The sequence below is a fragment of the Mycobacterium nebraskense genome (genome assembly GCF_002102255.1).
Lineage (GTDB): Bacteria > Actinomycetota > Actinomycetes > Mycobacteriales > Mycobacteriaceae > Mycobacterium > Mycobacterium nebraskense.
Genome location: NZ_LQPH01000180.1, coordinates 1 through 16840, shown reverse-complemented (window position 1 = coordinate 16840; position 16840 = coordinate 1). Strand labels below are relative to the sequence as shown.

At 64.6% G+C, this 16840-nt stretch carries 14 protein-coding genes and 4 pseudogenes; 10 read left to right on the top strand and 8 right to left on the bottom strand.

Translation table 11 applies throughout. The features are described 5' to 3' along the window. Nucleotides 1-35 precede the first annotated feature (35 nt). Nucleotides 36-545, top strand: a pseudogene (locus AWC17_RS29615) (CBS domain-containing protein); the annotation flags it as partial. Nucleotides 546-576: 31 nt separating this feature from the next. After that, nucleotides 577-2244 (top strand): NRAMP family divalent metal transporter, encoded by a 1668-nt coding sequence (locus tag AWC17_RS29610; protein WP_054585848.1) that lies wholly within the window; start codon nucleotides 577-579, stop codon nucleotides 2242-2244. Nucleotides 2245-2399: 155 nt separating this feature from the next. Here AWC17_RS29610 and AWC17_RS33725 read toward each other — a convergent pair. From AWC17_RS33725 to AWC17_RS29600, 3 genes and pseudogenes are all read right to left on the bottom strand, one after another. Next, nucleotides 2400-2546: pseudogene (locus AWC17_RS33725) on the bottom strand (IS256 family transposase); the annotation flags it as partial. A gap of 93 nt (nucleotides 2547-2639) precedes the next feature. Beyond that, nucleotides 2640-3818 (bottom strand): PPE family protein, encoded by a 1179-nt coding sequence (locus AWC17_RS29605; RefSeq protein WP_054585847.1) that lies wholly within the window; start codon nucleotides 3816-3818, stop codon nucleotides 2640-2642. Between the two features lie 13 nt (nucleotides 3819-3831). Continuing rightward, nucleotides 3832-4131, bottom strand: a complete 300-nt coding sequence (locus tag AWC17_RS29600; protein ID WP_054585857.1) for a PE family protein — start codon at nucleotides 4129-4131, stop codon at nucleotides 3832-3834. Between the two features lie 355 nt (nucleotides 4132-4486). Here AWC17_RS29600 and AWC17_RS29595 point away from each other — a divergent pair, with 355 nt between their 5' ends. Beyond that, a complete protein-coding gene (locus AWC17_RS29595) occupies nucleotides 4487-5626 on the top strand; it encodes a PPE family protein (RefSeq protein WP_054585846.1) in 1140 nt (379 codons plus the stop codon). A 58-nt stretch (nucleotides 5627-5684) separates the two neighbouring features. Here AWC17_RS29595 and AWC17_RS29590 read toward each other — a convergent pair whose 3' ends face one another. Together AWC17_RS29590 and AWC17_RS29585 are read right to left on the bottom strand one after the other, a co-directional pair. Next, nucleotides 5685-6398 (bottom strand): hypothetical protein, encoded by a 714-nt coding sequence (locus AWC17_RS29590; RefSeq protein ID WP_054585845.1) that lies wholly within the window; start codon nucleotides 6396-6398, stop codon nucleotides 5685-5687. A 23-nt stretch (nucleotides 6399-6421) separates the two neighbouring features. After that, complete coding sequence (locus tag AWC17_RS29585) at nucleotides 6422-6736, bottom strand: hypothetical protein (protein ID WP_054585844.1); 315 nt, start codon at nucleotides 6734-6736, stop codon at nucleotides 6422-6424. A 122-nt stretch (nucleotides 6737-6858) separates the two neighbouring features. Between AWC17_RS29585 and AWC17_RS33720 the strand changes: the two are divergent. The 7 genes and pseudogenes from AWC17_RS33720 to AWC17_RS29545 form a co-directional block, all read left to right on the top strand. Then, nucleotides 6859-7013: pseudogene (locus tag AWC17_RS33720) on the top strand (IS21-like element helper ATPase IstB); the annotation flags it as partial. A 95-nt stretch (nucleotides 7014-7108) separates the two neighbouring features. Next, nucleotides 7109-7390: a DUF1490 family protein gene (locus tag AWC17_RS29580; protein ID WP_054585843.1), complete on the top strand. Its 282-nt coding sequence runs from the start codon at nucleotides 7109-7111 to the stop codon at nucleotides 7388-7390. Nucleotides 7391-7400: 10 nt separating this feature from the next. Then, on the top strand, nucleotides 7401-9647 hold the full coding sequence (gene ctpC, locus AWC17_RS29575) for a manganese-exporting P-type ATPase CtpC (RefSeq protein WP_054585842.1): 2247 nt from the start codon (nucleotides 7401-7403) through the stop codon (nucleotides 9645-9647). A gap of 184 nt (nucleotides 9648-9831) precedes the next feature. Further along, nucleotides 9832-11124: a magnesium transporter MgtE N-terminal domain-containing protein gene (locus AWC17_RS29570; RefSeq protein WP_054585841.1), complete on the top strand. Its 1293-nt coding sequence runs from the start codon at nucleotides 9832-9834 to the stop codon at nucleotides 11122-11124. 77 nt (nucleotides 11125-11201) lie between these two features. Beyond that, nucleotides 11202-12800 carry an Nramp family divalent metal transporter gene (locus AWC17_RS29565; RefSeq protein WP_054585856.1) on the top strand — a complete coding sequence of 533 codons (1599 nt, stop codon included), beginning with the start codon at nucleotides 11202-11204 and terminating at the stop codon, nucleotides 12798-12800. Between the two features lie 261 nt (nucleotides 12801-13061). After that, nucleotides 13062-13409 carry a DUF732 domain-containing protein gene (locus AWC17_RS29555; RefSeq protein WP_224188582.1) on the top strand — a complete coding sequence of 116 codons (348 nt, stop codon included), beginning with the start codon at nucleotides 13062-13064 and terminating at the stop codon, nucleotides 13407-13409. 1069 nt (nucleotides 13410-14478) lie between these two features. After that, nucleotides 14479-14829 carry a hypothetical protein gene (locus AWC17_RS29545; protein WP_224188581.1) on the top strand — a complete coding sequence of 117 codons (351 nt, stop codon included), beginning with the start codon at nucleotides 14479-14481 and terminating at the stop codon, nucleotides 14827-14829. Between the two features lie 143 nt (nucleotides 14830-14972). Here AWC17_RS29545 and AWC17_RS33710 read toward each other — a convergent pair. The 3 genes and pseudogenes from AWC17_RS33710 to AWC17_RS33175 all read right to left on the bottom strand — a co-directional run. Then, a pseudogene (locus AWC17_RS33710) lies at nucleotides 14973-15155 on the bottom strand (IS1380 family transposase); the annotation flags it as partial. A gap of 440 nt (nucleotides 15156-15595) precedes the next feature. Next, nucleotides 15596-16555, bottom strand: coding sequence for a cation diffusion facilitator family transporter (locus AWC17_RS29540; protein ID WP_054585839.1), 960 nt, complete (start codon nucleotides 16553-16555; stop codon nucleotides 15596-15598). Between the two features lie 71 nt (nucleotides 16556-16626). After that, a partial coding sequence (locus AWC17_RS33175) for a hypothetical protein (RefSeq protein ID WP_208618393.1) occupies nucleotides 16627-16840 on the bottom strand: 214 nt, incomplete at its 5' end.

Below are 16840 nucleotides of genomic sequence, written 5' to 3'. Positions count from 1 at the left end.
AAGACACCCGGCGGCCACATTGGCCGCCCTCCCACGAAGTCGCCGCGTTGCTCGCTCGGATGCGTGCCGACGACGCCGCCGACGCGACCTTCAATTCGCGCCGCTCCCACCCGGCACCGTGTTCTGGAGTCGATGTCCGTACCCCAGCGCACCCTAAATGTCTGCCTTTGTTGGGATTCAACCCGCACAGCGCAGGCGGATTGATGAATGTCGACATCGTCTCCTGCGAAACATGGGCGTATGCAGCTGCACGTCCTCGGCGAGTGCGGGCAGCTGGCTGGCGTGGTGTCAGTGATCGCTCTGTTGCAAACGAACGTTCGGATGCGGCTGTAACACTGATGTTTTCGGATGTCATCTTGGTAGCTGCCGATGCCGATGTGAGCGATGTCGCGGTCTTGATGGCCGACTACAAACTGCACACCATTCCGGTCGATGACGAGGCTCAGGTGCTGGGCGTGGTAACCGTCGACGACGTGCTCAAAGCCACGATCCCCGACGGCTGGCGACGGCGAGAGCCTGGGCCAGGCCCGGCCGCGAAGACCTGACCTGGATGAGCAGCAAAGAAGGAGAATGGCTATGACGATCTTGGACCGCCCCGGTTCCGACACAGTGTTGGAGGCGCCGCACGGCACCGCGGTGCTCGACAGCGCACACCTCGGCGACATCGAAGGTGCACTGGGCCGAATCAGCCTCAGCGACACCGCCCGTCCGCGCAGCTTGCAAATCCGCCTGGCCACCATGCTGGCGATCATCGGGCCCGGCTTGATCGTGATGGTCGGAGACAACGACGCCGGAGGTGTCGCAACGTACGTGCAGGCCGGACAGAACTACGGCTACAGCCTGCTGTGGGTGCTGGTGCTGTTGATCCCGGTGCTGATTGTCAACCAGGAGATGGTGGTCCGGCTCGGTGCGGTCACCGGGGTCGGACACGCGCGGTTGATCAATAAACGGTTCGGCCGCGGCTGGGGCTGGTTTTCCGTGGGTGATCTGTTTCTGCTGAACTTTTTGACCCTGGTCACCGAATTCATCGGCGTCACCCTGGCGGCTGACTACATCGGCATCCCCAGATATGTGGTCGTCCCGTTCGCCGCGATCGCGCTGATCGCCATCATGGCCAGCGGCAGCTTCCGTCGCTGGGAACGCGCGATGCTCGTGTTCATCGCGATCACGCTGCTGCAAATCCCAATGTTGCTGCTGTCCCATCCGGACGCGGGGCGCGCCGCGAAATCGCTTGTCACCCCCGGCATGAGTGGTGGAGTCACCTCGGACGCGGTGCTGTTGATCATCGCGATGGTCGGCACCACGGTCGCCCCGTGGCAGCTGTTCTTTCAGCAGTCCAACATTGTCGACAAGCGCATCACGCCGCGTTTCATCGGCTACGAGCGCGCCGACACCACACTGGGTGCCTTCGTCGTGGTGATGGGGGCGGCGGCGTTGATCATGACCGGCGATTGGGCCGCGCGGGCCACCAACAGCGGGGGGCGCTTCGTTGACGCCGGCGCGGTTGCGCATCTGCTCGGCCAAATCGACACCACCCTGGGGTCAATGTTCGCGATCGTGTTGCTCGACGCCTCCATCATCGGGGCGGCTGCGGTGACCCTGGCCAGCAGCTATGCCTTCGGGGATGTGTGCGGACTCAAGCATTCGCTGCACCGCGGCTTCGGTGACGCCAAGCCGTTCTACCTGTCCTACACCGGGATGGTCGTGATCGCCGCAGTGATCGTGCTTATCCCCGGCGCGCCGTTGGGGTTGATCACCACCGGCGTGCAAGCGCTGGCCGGGTTGCTGCTGCCCAGCGCGACTGTCTTTTTGGTGCTGTTGTGCAACGACCGGGAAGTTCTGGGCCCGTGGGTGAACCGGCCGTGGCTCAACGTGGTGTCAGGGCTCATCGTCAGTGTGCTGTTGCTGCTCTCGGGGATACTGATGGCGACGACGGTGTTTCCCGGCCTCGACATCGTCTCACTCGCCGCCGACCTCACCGTCGGTCTCGCCATATGCGCCGCAACCGTTTTCGGTGTGCTGCGGTGGTCTGGCCGCCGCCGACCGAAAAAACAGTGGCCTGACCAGCCCTCCTTTGAACTGGCCAGAACCGAACGGGCCACCTGGCGGATGCCGCCGTTGACCTCGTTGAAACCGGTGTCCTGGTCGGCCGGAACTCGGCTAGGCATGCTGGCCTTGCGTGGCTATCTCGTCGTCGGGGCGATCCTGCTCGTGGCCAAAGCCATCCAACTCGGCAGCACCTGACGACGACCGTATGCGTCGGACGCAGCAGCTCACCTGGCGGCACCGCCAGCGCGAATTACAGCTTCTCTTACTTCCCAACGCATTTGTAGCCGCAGCGTCGCTGCGCTATCAGGTCTGGGCAACAAAACCTTGGCGCGCGTCAGCAAAGCAGATCGCGCGAAGGCGGTCACCGCCGGTTTCCACCGCATTGGTCCATCGCTTCTGTCCGGTCCCGGTCAGGTGCGGTGACCGCGTGATTAAGTAGAGGCATTCGAGTGCGGCCTGCTGGTCGGGAAGTGTCCGCGGACACGGATGGCCCAGCCGTGCCTGAGAGGGCAGCAGTGTCCGTGGGCCGATCGAACGGCGTTGCCCAGAACAGGATCTCGACCGAAAGGACCCGCGATGTGGTTGCCGAGCTATCCGGCAAAGGGCGGGCGTGCCATCACCGTGGGGCGGATTCCGTAGCGCGGACCGGTGCCGGTCGAACCCCCGCCGACGCCCGCCAGCGGCATCCCGCCCAGCAGGTTTCCGGGCCCTGACGTGTCCGGGGTGGTGATGAAGCGGCTGACCGGAATCGACGATGCCCCGGAGGTGACCGCCGGGGTCGCGGCCGACCACGTGGGCGGTACGGACAGGCCGCCGACCGGTGCGGCCGAGGCCAAGCTTGCCGATATGGCGCCGCCGCCACCGGTCAGGCCGCGCAGCGACGCGCCGACGGTGGGCAGGGCCGCGGCGGCCTTGGCGCCGTCGCTGGCGGCCTTGGCGGCGGGTGCTAGTGCTTTGCCGAGTGATTGAAAGTGCGTTGTCATGCCGGTAGCGCGATACATCATTGCGAGGGTGTTTTGGGTGGGGCTGACGTATTGCGACCACAAGCTCACAAACTCGTTCTGTTTTAACGCGTCCGTGATCGGTGTTGTGGACGCAGGTGCTGCACTGGGTGATGCGAGGCTTTGCAGTGCAGAAGGCGTGGAGGACAACAGTTGTGACTGCGTAGCCTGCGTGCCCGCGCTGGCCGACGTGCTAGCGGCTCGGTTAACCGCGGCGGCCTGCATGGCCCCTCCGGCGGGGTTGGTGGTTTGGGTCGGCTCGGTGAACGGCGTCACTTCGGCAGTCGGTGCGGTTTGGGCGGCGTAGCCGTACATCGTGGCGGCGTCTTGGGCCCACATTTCACCGTATTGGGCCTCCAGCTGCGTGATCAGCGGAATGTTTTGACCGAGGACATTCGTCGAAATCGCCTGGGCCAGCAGGGTGCGGTTGGTTTCGATCAGCGGTGGGGGCACCGTAGCGGCGAACGCGGTTTCGTAGGCCCCCACGGCGGCCCTGGCCGAAGTGGCGGCCTGTTCGGCTTGCGCGGCGCTGGTACGCATCCATACCAGATAGGGTTTGGCTGCCTCAGCCATTTGTGTCGATGCCGGGCCCAGCCATCCTTCGCTGGTCAGTTGTGTGATTACGGTGTCGTAGGCAGTGGCGGCGGAGTCCAGCTCGGCGGCCAGCATGTTCCAGGCCCAGGCCGCGGCCATCATCGATCCCGGTCCCGGTCCGGAATACATGCGCGCAGAATTGAATTCGGGGGCTAACGCTCCGAAATCCAGCACCTGTTCACCCTCCTCAGCTGGCCGCGGCGGCGTTGATGGCCTCGGTGGCCTCATACGAACCGGCGCCGAGGTGCAGCATTTTCACGAAGCTCTCGTGAATCATCGTGGCCTGGGCGCAGACGGTCTGATACATCTGGGCGTGCGTGGCGAACTGCGCCGCGATCAGCACCGAGACCTCATCGGTTGCCGCGGGAACTACTCCCATCGTGGGCGCCGATGCCGCGGCATTCTGCGCGGCCAGCGCCGAACCGATCATGCCCAATTTGCTGGCTGCTGCGGATAACGCTTCGGGTTGGGTGGTCACGAACGACACGGTGATCTCTTTCCTCGCTGGATCTTGTTTCAGCGGCCGCCAAAGCCGCTCCCCCAGCGAGGTTAGGCGCTGCGCGATCAATAGTGTATTGCCACAGACTAATGTTCATCTTCAGCTAGATTCAGTTCATACACATAAACTTTCACGTACATATATGTCTTTACGATCACACATGTGCACAAACATCCACACTTGAGGGGTAGTCGGCGCGGCCGAAGAACGGCGTCGCGTTCGTGACTCCACGGCCGATGGTGTCGGCTGCGCTGGACGGAATCCGCGCACCAGTATCTGACCACAGTTTCGGGCGGCGTTGGGGTGCGTGCGACAGCCGTCGACCGGGCGAGAGGATCGATTAGTGGATTACGGGGCGCTTCCGCCGGAGGTCAACTCCGGGCGCATGTATGTCGGCGCAGGCGCGGGGCCAATGTTGGCGGCTGCGGCGGCTTGGGACGGCTTGGCCACCGACCTGTACACCACGGTGGCCTCCTACAGCTCGGTGATCGCCGAACTCACCGGCGCGTGGCTGGGTCCGGCGTCGGCGACGATGGCCACCGCCTCGGCCCCGTATGCGGCGTGGCTGACCGCGACGGCCGCGCAGGCCGAGCAGACGGCCGTCCAGGCGAAGGCCGCCGCGGGTGCCTACGAGGCGGCGTTCGCGATGACGGTTCCGCCCCCGGTGATCGCGGCCAACCGCGCGCAACTGATGATGCTGATCGCGACGAACTTCTTCGGCCAGAACCTGCCGGCGATCGCGGCCACCGAGGCCCAGTACGCCGAGATGTGGGCCCAGGACGCGGCGGCGATGTATGGCTACGCCGCGGCGTCGGCCGGCGCTTCAGCGCTGCCCACCTTCGACCAGTCGCCGACGACCACCAACCCGGCGGGCCAGGCCGGTCAAGCCGCCGCCGTCTCCCACGCCGCCGACACAAGTGCACAATCCAGCACGTTCACCCCTGGGCCGGCAAACCTCAACTCGGCGTCCAGCGCACTACTGAATGCATCGTCCGGGTCGTCCGGATCGTCCAAACCGGTGGCCTGGAAAGACTGGGTATCCATGTACACCAACAGCCTCAAGATCTTATATTACCAATCGGGCGACTATGACCACTTTATGAAGCTCCGGCTAGGTGGGATGCCGGCCGCCGCCAGCAAAGGCGCGGCGGCCGCGACGGCCGTGCCTCGTCTGGGTGGAACTCTGGGCGGTGGCCCGATGTCCTCCGGTGCATCCTCGACTGTCTCGGCGGGTCTGGGCAGGGCGGGCACGGTGGGCCACTTGTCGGTCCCGCAGAGTTGGGCCGCCGCGGCCCCCGCGGCTAACGCGGAAACTGCGCCGCCGGCGGTCAGCACCGTCAGCGCCGGCCCCGAGGCCAATGGAAGCGGGTTGCTGCGCGGCATGCCGCTGACGGGCACGGGCCGCGGTGCCGGCGGCAAGATCGTCGGACAGCGGTACGGGTTCCGTCCGATGGTGGTGGCACGACACGTCGTCGGCGGATAGACGCCCAGAGCCCCGCGCCGCACCGCGCCGCGAGCGGGTCGCCGCACGCGCGGGTGGCTTATTTGCCGGACGTGAACCAGGCGACCTTGGCCTGCCAAGATCGGGCGGACGCGTAGGCGAAACCGATGGCGCTCAGGCAGGCGCACAACCAGACCGGCAAGGCGATATCGGTGCCCGCCCAGGCGGTTCCGATTTGAATCACGCTCGCCGCCACCCCGAAACCCGCCGAGATCAGATAGAGGTCGACGGTCGTCGTGGACCGGGGATCCGTGCGCAGGATCAGCAGCACTCGCCCGGCGTAGAAGAGGAGGTAAATCATCAGGGCGCCCAAGACCAGCCAGTAAGCCAGCAGCCAGAAGTCGGCGGGGGCCGCGAAGAAGTCGAGGTGATGGCCCTCGTCGGCGATGACGAACAGCGCCACCAGCAACGGAACCGCAAGCCTCAAAGGGCGCGTGACGTGCTTGCGCAACAGTTCGCGCTCGTGGGTTTCGTCGACGAGACGGATGAGCCCGTGCCGAATGATCGCCGTCACCGCGAAGATCCAGCAGATGTGACCGAGCAGATGTTGCACGTTCCACAGCCCGAAGACGCGGTGCAGGGGCGGCCCGAGCGCCGCCGCGGCCCAGTGCGACATCAACAGCACCGCGCAGCCGTGCAATGCGATGTTGCGGGTAGCGCCGGCCTCCCACCGGGAGCGCCAGGTGTCGCGCCGGATCCACAGGCTACACATCAGGGCCGCCAGCGTGACGCTGATGAGTACGGTTTTGATCATTCAAACGGTCCCGGCAGTGCCGCTCAGACGGGCGGACTGTTGGGATCGGGACGAAGATCACGCAGCCTGGGCGGGGGCGGGCCGGCCTGGGACTCCACATATTCGCTAACCGAGTCCGGGTCGATCAAGCCATAGCGGACTTGCAGGTCAACCGGGTTCAACCCCAAATACTTGGCCGCCCTGATCAGGTTGTCCGCGGTGATCAGCCTGCCCTCGCGAGCCGCCTTGTAGTACGCGGACTTGCGGTAGCCGAACGCTTCGTAGACCTCGGTAGCCGCCAAGGGCCGACCGACCAGATACGGCAGCACCACGGCGGGGTCCTTCGCACTGTCGTCCACAATGATGGACGATAGCCCCGCTCGCCGGACCTCGCAAAAGAAACGCGAGCGATCAATCGAACAGCGTTGCGCAACCGTGAACCTTTTCCAAATCCAGCAGGGCGCGTTTGCGCCATCGAGACCGATGGGCCACCATCATGCGGTTCTCAACGGCCCGACCCTGCTCGTGATAGATAAACTCGAATATTTGCCGTTGCCGGCTGAAGCGCCCTTGACACTGTATCAGGTTGTCTACCAACGATATTTGAGTACGCCCCTGTTGGCCTTAACCAACCGCAAATACATAGTGATATTGCGATGTATCTATGTTAGGGTCGGAGGGGTACGTCACGAAGGTGCGCCCGATCTGGGCCTAACACGAGGAGGAACTTGATGTTTCCGCATGCGCTAGCGGCAAAGGCAGCCGCTACGGTATTCACCGGACTGGTCGGCGTAAGCGCCTATGAGCTGTTGCGGAAGGTCGCCGGCGGGGCGCCGGTGCGCCGGGCGACGGTCGCGGCCGCGGAATTGAGTCTGCGAGGAACGCGGCGCGCAGAAGTGGCAGCGGAGTCGGCCCGCCTGAAGGCCGCCGACGTGGTGGCCGAGGCGCGTGAACGCATCGGTGAAGAGGCCTCCCCGCCGGCTGCCGCCGCGGACCACGACCACGACCACTGATCGCTCAACGATGACTGTTGTCGATGACACCGCCGTAGAAATTCTGTCCGACGCGGCGGGGCGGATGCGACTGCATGTGCCGTGGGTGCGTTCGGATTCCCGTCGTGCGGTGGCTGTCGAAGACGAGGTGGATAAGCAGACCGGGGTGCGCGCGGTGCACGCCTACCCCCACACCGGTTCGGTTGTGGTGTGGTATTCACCCAAGCGTTGCGATCGCGCGGCGATCATGGCGGCCGTCTCGGCGGCCAAAGGCGTAGCGGCCGAGCTTATTCCCGCGCGTACGCCGCGATCGGCCGACGTCCGCAACACCGAGGTACTGCGCATCGCGATCGGCGGGGCGGCACTGGTGTTGTTGGGTGTGCGCCGCTACGGTTTCCGGCGCCCGCCGCTTCTGGGCCCCAAGGGTCAGTTGGTGGCCACTGGCGCGACGGTGTTCATGGGCTATCCGTTCTTCCGCGGGGCGCTGCGTTCGCTGCGTTCTGGTCGCGCGGGCACCGACACGCTGGTGACGGTGGCCACGGTGGCCAGCATGGTGCTGCGGGAGAACGTGGTGGCGCTGACGGTGTTGTGGCTACTCAACATCGGGGAATATCTGCAGGACCTGACCCTGCGCCGCACCCGCCGCGCCATCGCCGACCTGCTGCGGGGCACCGCGGACACCGCCTGGATCAGGGCCAATGATGGCAGCGAAGTCCAAGTGCCCGTCGATACCCTGCAAATCGGCGACGAGGTTGTGATCCACGATCACGTGGCGATCCCGGTGGACGGCGAGGTGCTCGACGGGGAAGCGGTGGTCGACCAGTCGGCGATCACCGGGGAAACGCTGCCCGTGAGTATGGTCGTCGGCTCCCGCGTGCACGCCGGATCGGTGGTGGTGCGCGGACGGCTGGTGGTGCGCGCCGCCGCGGTGGGCAGCGACACCACGATCGGGCGCATCATTTCCCGCGTCGAAGAGGCCCAGAACGATCGGGCACCGATCCAAACGGTCGGTGAAAACTTCTCGCGCCGCTTTGTTCCGATCTCGTTCCTCGTGTCCGCGGCCACCTTGCTGCTGACCGGCGACATCCGGCGCGCGATGACCATGCTGTTGATCGCGTGCCCGTGCGCGGTGGGATTGTCGACCCCGACCGCGATCAGCGCCGCGATCGGCAACGGTGCGCGCCGCGGCATCCTGATCAAGGGCGGATCGCACCTCGAGCAAGCCGGGCGGGTGAACGCCATCGTGTTCGACAAGACCGGGACGCTCACCGTTGGGCGCCCCGTCGTGACGAATGTTGTTGCTTTCCAGAAGGACTGGCAACCTGAAGAGGTCCTGGCCTACGCGGCCAGCTCGGAGATCCATTCGCGTCATCCGCTGGCCGAAGCGGTGATCCGCTCGACCACCGAACGCCACATCACTATCCCGCCGCACGAACAGTGCGAAGTGTTGGTCGGCCTGGGCATGCGCACCTGGGCTGATGGCCGCGTCCTGCTACTGGGCAGCCCGTCGCTGCTGCGTGCCGAAAAAGTCCGCGTGTCCAAGAAGGCAACCGAGTGGGTTGACAAACTGCGCCGCCAAGCCGAGACCCCGCTACTGCTGGCGGTGGACGGCACCCTGGTCGGGCTGATCAGCCTGCGCGACGAAATCCGCCCCGAGGCCGCCGACGTGCTGAACAAGTTGCGCAGCAACGGCATTGGGCGCATCGTCATGCTCACCGGCGATCATCCCGACACCGCCGAGGTCGTCGCCGGCGAACTCGGCATCGACGAATGGCGCGCCGAGGTGCTACCCGAGGACAAACTTCAGGCGGTGCGCCAACTTCAAGACGAAGGATACGTCGTCGCGATGATCGGTGACGGCGTCAATGACGCCCCGGCGCTGGCAACCGCCGACATCGGGATCGCCATGGGCCTGGCCGGCACCGATGTCGCTGTGGAAACCGCCGATATCGCATTGGCCAACGACAACCTGCAGCGCCTGCTTGACGTACCCGATCTGGGGGCGCGAGCCGTCGCGGTGATCCGGCAGAACTACGGCATGTCCATCGCCGTCAACTCAATCGGCCTGTTGATGGGCGCCGGAGGCGCCCTGTCACCGGTGCTGGCCGCGATCCTGCACAACGCGTCCTCGGTCGCGGTGGTCACCAACAGTTCTCGCCTGATCCGCTACCGCCTGATGAACGGCCAAACCGCGACCCCCAACGGACACCCGACCACATCACCCGCCGCGACCAACGGTCACCAGCAGAACGCGACGTCCCCCGCGGTTGCCGACTAATTGCCCATGCTGCCGCGCCTCCCCGCAGCGTAATCGCCAAAGTGCGCGCGTCTGGATTCGCGGAGCGACCCGTTCGAGTGGGCTACCGCATAACACCTAAGGCCGACGAGTGCCCTGCAAGAAAGGTAAGCAACAAGTGAGTGGACCCGAGACGTCGGCCGAGCAGGTCGGGGCGCACCCGATTATGCATCTCTCAGAGTTGCTGCACGCGCCGGTCCTGGCCCGGTCGGGCGATGCTGTGGGCCGGGTGCACGACGTGATCGTGCGGCTGCGCGGTCTCGACGAGTATCCGCTAGTGAGTGGGATCGTCGCTGTGGTGGGCAGGCGGCGGGTGTTCATCGGCAGCCCCTCCATTTCCCAGTACGCTCCGGATCGCGTGGTATTAGCGACACACAAAATCGATCTGCGCGGCTTCGAACGCCGCGACGGCGAGGTGTTGCTGCGCACTGATGTGCTCGGACACCGATTGATCGATGTGGCCGCTGTGGAGCTGGTGCGCGCCTATGACGTCGAACTCGAAGACAGCGGCGCCGGATGGATTCTTGCCCGCCTGGATACCCGGCGTCCGGCACGGTTCTTCGGACTAATCAAAAGCCGGGGTGGGCACGCGGCCCGGGATTGGAAGGCATTTGAACCGCTGATCGGACACGCCCGCTCGGGTGCCTCGCGACGTCAGTCAGGCCGGCTTGGCAGCTTCAAACCCGCCGACATCGCCGATCTTCTCGAAGACGCTGACAAAGCCGAGGGCGGCGAGATCCTCGACCGGGTCCGCAGCGACCCGGAATTGGAAGCCGACGTGTTCGAAGAACTCGACCCTGATAAGGCCAGCCGGCTGCTCAATGACATGGCCGATGGCGATGTCGCAGCACTATTGGGCCGGATGCGCGCCGATGATGCCGCCGACGCGATCGCGGACCTGCGTCAAGCGCGGCGCCGGCGCGTGCTGGAGCTGATGCCGGGCCCGCAGCGCACGAAGGTGATCACCCTGATGGGCTTTAACCCCGACAGCGCCGGCGGCCTGATGAATGTCGACTTCGTCTCCTGCGCAGAAAGCACCACTGCGGGCACGGCCCTGGCGCTAATCGCGGGCGCCACAACAATACAGCCCGAGGCATTGGTCAAGATGCATGTCCTCGATGAGGACAACCGCCTGGCCGGTGTCGTGTCAGTGATCGACCTGCTGCAAGCCGAACCCGGCCAAACCGTTGAAGCACTGATGGATTGCGACCCAATCCGGGTCGGCGCCGAAGCCGATCTGACCGACGTCGCCCTATTAATGGCCGACTTCAATCTTTACTCCATCCCCGTCGTCGACGGCCAGGACCGCGTCCTCGGGATCGTCACCGTCGACGACGTGCTCGAAGCCACCATCCCCGAAGATTGGCGCCGCCGCGAACCCGCCCCGCGCCCGGTCCGCGAAATCACCCCACCAGATGACGATCCCGACGCCCCTGCATCCGACAGTGAGGCGCAGTGAGCTTCAGCGAGGAGAACGTCACCAGCCACCCCGCAGCGACGCGCCGCGCTGAGCCGCCGCCGCCGCCGCGCACCGCGGTGCTTGACTCGGCTCACCTCGGTGATATCGAGGGCGCCTTCGGGCGCATCAACGTCGGTGAAACCGACCATCCCCGCACGTTCAAGACGCGGCTGCTGACACTGCTGGCCATCGTCGGCCCCGGAATCATCGTCATGGTCGGCGATAACGACGCCGGCGGGGTGGCCACCTACACCCAGGCAGGCCAAAATTACGGCTACTCCCTGCTGTGGGTGCTACTCCTGCTCATCCCGGTGCTCATCGTCAACCAAGAAATGGTGGTCCGCCTCGGCGCGGTTACCGGGGTCGGACACGCCCGCTTGATCAACGAACGCTTCGGCCGCGGCTGGGGCTGGTTCTCCGTCGGCGACCTGTTCCTGCTCAACTTCCTCACGATCGTCACCGAGTTCATCGGCATCACTTTGGCCGCCGCCTACATCGGGATCTCCAAATACATTGTCGTTCCGATCTCAGCGGTCGCGCTCATCGCGATCATGGCCAGCGGCAGCTTCCGCTGGTGGGAGCGGGCCATGTTCGTCTTCATTGCCATCACCTTGATTCAGATCCCAGCCCTGCTGATGTCGCACCCACAGTGGGCCCAGGCCGCCAAGTCATTTGTGGCGCCGAACATCTCAGGTGGCGTGACCTCGGATGCGGTGCTGTTGATCATCGCCATCGTCGGCACCACCGTGGCGCCTTGGCAACTGTTTTTTCAACAGTCCAACGTCGTCGACAAGCGCATCACACCTCGATTTATGGGCTATGAGCGCGCCGACACCGTGTTGGGGGCGTTCATCGTGGTGATCGGCGCCACCGCACTGGTCATGATCGGCGACTGGGCGGCGCGCTCCACTAGCACCTCCGGCGGTTTCATCGACGCCGGCGTCATCTCGCACCTGCTGGGCCAACACAATCCGACGCTCGGCTGGTTGTTCGCGATCGTGCTGATGGACGCCTCGATCCTCGGCGCCGCCGCAGTCACCCTGGCCACCAGCTACGCCTTCGGCGACGTATTCGGCCTGAAACACTCGCTGCACCGGGGGTTCGCCGATGCCAAACCGTTCTACCTTTCCTACAGCACGATGGTGGCGTTTGCGGCGGCGATCGTGCTGATTCCCGGTGCCCCGCTCGGGTTGATCACCACCGCCGTGCAGGCCCTGGCGGGCTTGTTGTTGCCCAGCGCCAGTGTGTTCCTCCTGCTGCTGTGCAACGACCGGGAAGTATTGGGCCCTTGGGTGAATCGGCCCTGGCTCAACTGGGTTGCCGGGCTGATCGTGGGCGTCCTGCTGCTGTTGTCGGGAATCTTGATGACAACGACCTTGTTCCCGGGCCTCAATGTGATCGTTGTCGCCGGCTACTTGGCGCTGACGTTGGTCATACTGGCCGCTGCCGCGGTACCGACACTTCGTTGGATGGGCCGTCGTCAGCCCTCGCCACCGGCCGCATCACGCCCGGTGCGACCGCTTGACCGCAATAGCTGGCGAATGCCGCCGCTGACCCTATTAGAGCCTGTGACCTGGTCGCCGGGGACCCGTCTGGGCATGATTGCGCTGCGCGGCTACCTCGTCGTCGGCGCCGTCCTGCTCATCGTCAAAGCTGTCCAGCTCAGCGGCCGATGAATTTGGGCCAACCCGGAAGGTCACCAAAATGAGCAGGCCACACAGCGCGGGGGTGGCCGCCGAAGCCAACTACCTACCGCACTACAACGACATCCAGCAGATCACCGGAACGGCCATCCTCGCCTCCATTGCGGTCTGCCTGGCAGCGGCATTCATCATCATTGAACGTCGACGACGCCGCGCGCGCACCACACGACATCACGTCGGAGGTTCGCGACGCTCCCGCTTTTCAAGATCTTCCGGCACTCGGAGGAAAAACTAGTGGCCCAATCGAATATGTCTCGTGGGAAGTGGTCGATCACGAGCGTGATCCTGCTCTTTGCTGCTGCGCTGCAATTCGCTACGCCTGCATCAGCGGATCAAACTGATGATGACTTCCTCGCCGCGCTCAAGAAACACGGGATCGTCTTTGCCAACCGCGATGCCGCGATCGCGGCCGGCCACAGGGTGTGCACCGGGCTCGATGCAGACCAGACGCCGGCCAACCTGATTTTGTCACTGGTAAAGAACACCGATCTTTCGGCGCACGAGGCCGGATATTTCTTCGGCGCCGCGGTGAATTCCTACTGCCCGCAATACCGCCCCGATACCCCCCAGCCGGGAGCATAGAACGGGACGGGCAAATAGTGCGCCACTGATGGACCACGGGGCTCCCAGTAGGCGACGGCCAGATGTTCGGTTCCCGCGGCTATCAGTGGGTGCTGGACGCCGATATCGAGGCGTGTTTTGACCGGATCGACCCATGCGGCCCTGATGGGCCGAGTGCGATTGCGGGCCAAAGCCGAGCGCGTGCTCGCGCTGGTAGATAAGGACTGGGATTGGCCACCGGGCGCGCGGCGCGTTGTTTTGACGGCGGCCCTCGGTAGCCCGTTGGCCGACTCAGCCGAGCGACCAAGCACAGCCGCTCCTCCGCCGAATCCGTTGGCGGCCCTGTCTTTTGGCAGCTGTCAGTTCGTCGGCCGATGGGAGTGCCCTCATACATCCTCGCGCATTCGCGGCGATCGTCTTGTGCGTCTCACGCACAAGACGATCGGAACCGTTCCCTCACAGAACCCCCTGGTCGTACTTCTTCGGTTTCTCTGACATCGGTACTCTTTATCGCTGACCCTTCCACGATCTCGGGGGAATCTCAGCTTTCTCGCTGTCGTCTCTGGCTGGTTGGCCGTCGCCTGAACTAGTGATGGTCTGGCGTTGCCGCAGCTCAGCGAAAGCGTGCCGTTCAGCGGATTGCGCGGCGCGGGCGAGCGCGTCGCTTTCCTCGGCCGGATCTGGCCACACGAAACTGCCGGTGCCGGGGGCGCCGCCGGCGCCGAGTTTGTTCATCCGTGTGGGCACTGCCGCGCCCTGGTAGTCCAACCCCCCTTTTGATGGCTTACGAATTCGTGTCATGAGGGCGATGCACGCGGACTGCGAGTATGGCGCTCAAATGTGGTTTAGGTACGATCGCGAAGACGCCGCACCTCGGCAATGTGGATTAAGCACGCGAAGTAGGCGGTTCTTCATGGTGTAACCGTCTGGGCTTGAAGCTTGGCCTCATTCAGAGCCAGTTCACCAGTGGTTTCATCGATTTGCTCTCAAATGTACGACTGCGGCTGGGCGCCAGCGATACCACCGGGCTTGCGGTCATCGGGCCGGAAGCGTTCCGCCGAATGAATGGTGGCTGCTACGATCGGGCACCGTGGCCCGCTACGAATCTCCAAACGACGGCGGCGATGACCAGCCTAGCTATGCAAGTCTCGGCCAGAGTCGAAAACAGCCGTATCTCAGCCCTTGGTATCGCAGGCCCGTGGTGTTGTTAGCAGCGGTCCTCGCGATCCTCATCGCGCTGATCACCTGGGGCATCATCGCGCTGTTCACCGCCAGTCAGGGCCGCAGCCCTTCCATAACGACAACTACGACAACTACCGCGCCAACGACCAGCACCTCGGGCGGCTTTCGACTGCCGTCGCTGCCGTCGGATATCACCCTCCCATCACTGCCATCGAAAATTACGCTGCCATCGGAGATCACGCTGCCGTCGCTGCCTTAGCCTGAATCCACCGACGGGGCTGGCGTTGAACTGATGCCGCCTGGTCTGATCGGGATTTTCGGTGGATGGCGTGCTGTATCCGCTGGTCTGCTCCGCTTTCCTTTGCTCCGTTCCGTCCTTCCGGCGGAGGTCTGGCGGTGCTGTCCGATGATGTTGCGCCACAACGTAAACCATGCGTCAGCCCAGGGCCAGTGGCCGGGCAGATGCAAGATGTCGGCGTTGCGGTCGGGCCAGGCGGGCGGAACGTTGACGACCTTTTGGCGCCGTGTAGCCTCGCGCGCGGCGGAGTTGCGGCTGACCCGCCAGTGTTGCGCGGCGCGCAACAGGTAGCGGAGCGTTGGGGGGGTGGGTGATATCAGCGACTGGCGGTGGGGGTCAGTGAAAACGGGTGCTAGCGCCGCATCCAACGCTTCAGCGGCAGCGATGGCGTTGGATGCGGCGTAGATGGGCAAGCGGTCTCGATGACCGCCTTGGTCATCGCCTTAAGCCCCCCGGGTCTAGTCAGCGCCATGCCGGCTTCCCGGGCCTAGGGATTGAGGTTTAGAGCGGACTGTGCAGCAGGCGGATACCCGGCGGGCTGGCGGTTGAGCCAACGAGAAGCGACGACACTGCCGTTTTCTGGTGGTCGTTGGGGCTGCGCGGTGTCAACGATTTTCGCCTAGCGCAAGCGTGGTTCACGACAGATCCAAGGTGTCGGTCAGCGCGCGCCCCGGCGGCCCACCTTGGTATCGCGGCTTCGCTTCACACGCCCGTTTGCGCGCTGCGGTCAGAAGCCGGTGGGTTGTTCGACGTGCCCGGCAGGCTCGACCTCGATTGTGGAATGGGTGACCCCGTAGCGTTCGGCAAGGAGTTGGCGACTTGAGTCCAGCACGGCGTGCCAGTTGGCGCCATCGGTGATCACCACGTGCGCGGTAGCAGCCTCCATGCCGCTGGTGACCGTCCAGATGTGCAGGTCGTGGACCTCACGAACACCGGGAAGCGCGGTCAGGTCACGGGCGGCACCGTTGACGTCGACTCCGGGAGGTGCGACCTCCATGATGATGCGCAGGGCGTGACGCATGAGTTGCCAGGTACGCGGCAGGATGAACAGGCCGATAGCCGCGGCGACGATGGCGTCGATGTAGCGGAATCCGGTGACCGCAATCACGATGGCCCCGACGATGACCCCGATCGAACCGAGCATGTCGGAGAGCACCTCCAGGTAGGCGCCCTTGACGTTCAGGCTCTCCTTGGCGCCAACGGTGAGCAGCCGGAAGGAAAGAACGTTGACCGCCAGCCCAACCGTGGCGACGATCAACATCGGCACACCCAGCACCTCTGGCGGCGCGAGGAAGCGCCGCACCGCCTCGTAGAGGACGTAGAAGGCGACGCCGAATAGCAGCAGCCCGTTGATGATCGCGGCCAGCACCTCCAACCGGTATGTGCCGTAGGTGCGCTGGTCTGCGGCCGGCCGCTTCGCCATGTAGATCGCGGACAAGGCGAGCGCGAGTCCGAGCACATCGGTACCCATGTGAGCAGCGTCGCTGATCAGCGCCAGGGAGCCGGTGACAATACCGCCGATGACCTCCACGATGGCATAGGTGGCGGTCAACGCGAATGCGATCATCAACGGTTTCTGGTGGCGTTCACCGGCGCTGCCGATGCGCAGGCCGCGCGCGTGCCCGTCGCCATCGGGCCCGCCGACAGTGGGCTCGACAGCGTTATCACGCTTGCTGGATGAGCTCATCTACATGTCTCCCGCGTTTAGCTAAATGACCACTACATGTTTCACGCTGGCGAGCTGAGGGTTCATCGCCTTCACCGCTTGGCGCAGTTCACCTGCCATACTGCCAGCAGCGGCCGCAGAAAGCAGGTTGCGCCCAAGCTGGTGAGCGTCAGCCCGGTGCGCTTGGCGCCACGCAGCAAGCCAATCCAGGAAATGGCTGACCAGGCCGCTTGATACCAGATGCTCCTATGTTCAGGCAATGAGTTCGTTGGTTCTTCTGCTGGGTTCGTGGAGGGCGTGGTAGAT

Excerpts from the sequence above, each read along its gene's own strand:
- AWC17_RS29610 (WP_054585848.1), top strand. The coding sequence starts at position 577 with ATGACGATCTTGGACCGCCCCGGTTCCGACACAGTGTTGGAGGCGCCG.
- AWC17_RS29590 (WP_054585845.1), bottom strand. The coding sequence starts at position 6,398 with ATGATCAAAACCGTACTCATCAGCGTCACGCTGGCGGCCCTGATGTGT.
- AWC17_RS29580 (WP_054585843.1), top strand. The coding sequence starts at position 7,109 with ATGTTTCCGCATGCGCTAGCGGCAAAGGCAGCCGCTACGGTATTCACC.
- ctpC (WP_054585842.1), top strand. The coding sequence starts at position 7,401 with ATGACTGTTGTCGATGACACCGCCGTAGAAATTCTGTCCGACGCGGCG.
- AWC17_RS29570 (WP_054585841.1), top strand. The coding sequence starts at position 9,832 with ATGCATCTCTCAGAGTTGCTGCACGCGCCGGTCCTGGCCCGGTCGGGC.
- AWC17_RS29540 (WP_054585839.1), bottom strand. The coding sequence starts at position 16,555 with ATGAGCTCATCCAGCAAGCGTGATAACGCTGTCGAGCCCACTGTCGGC.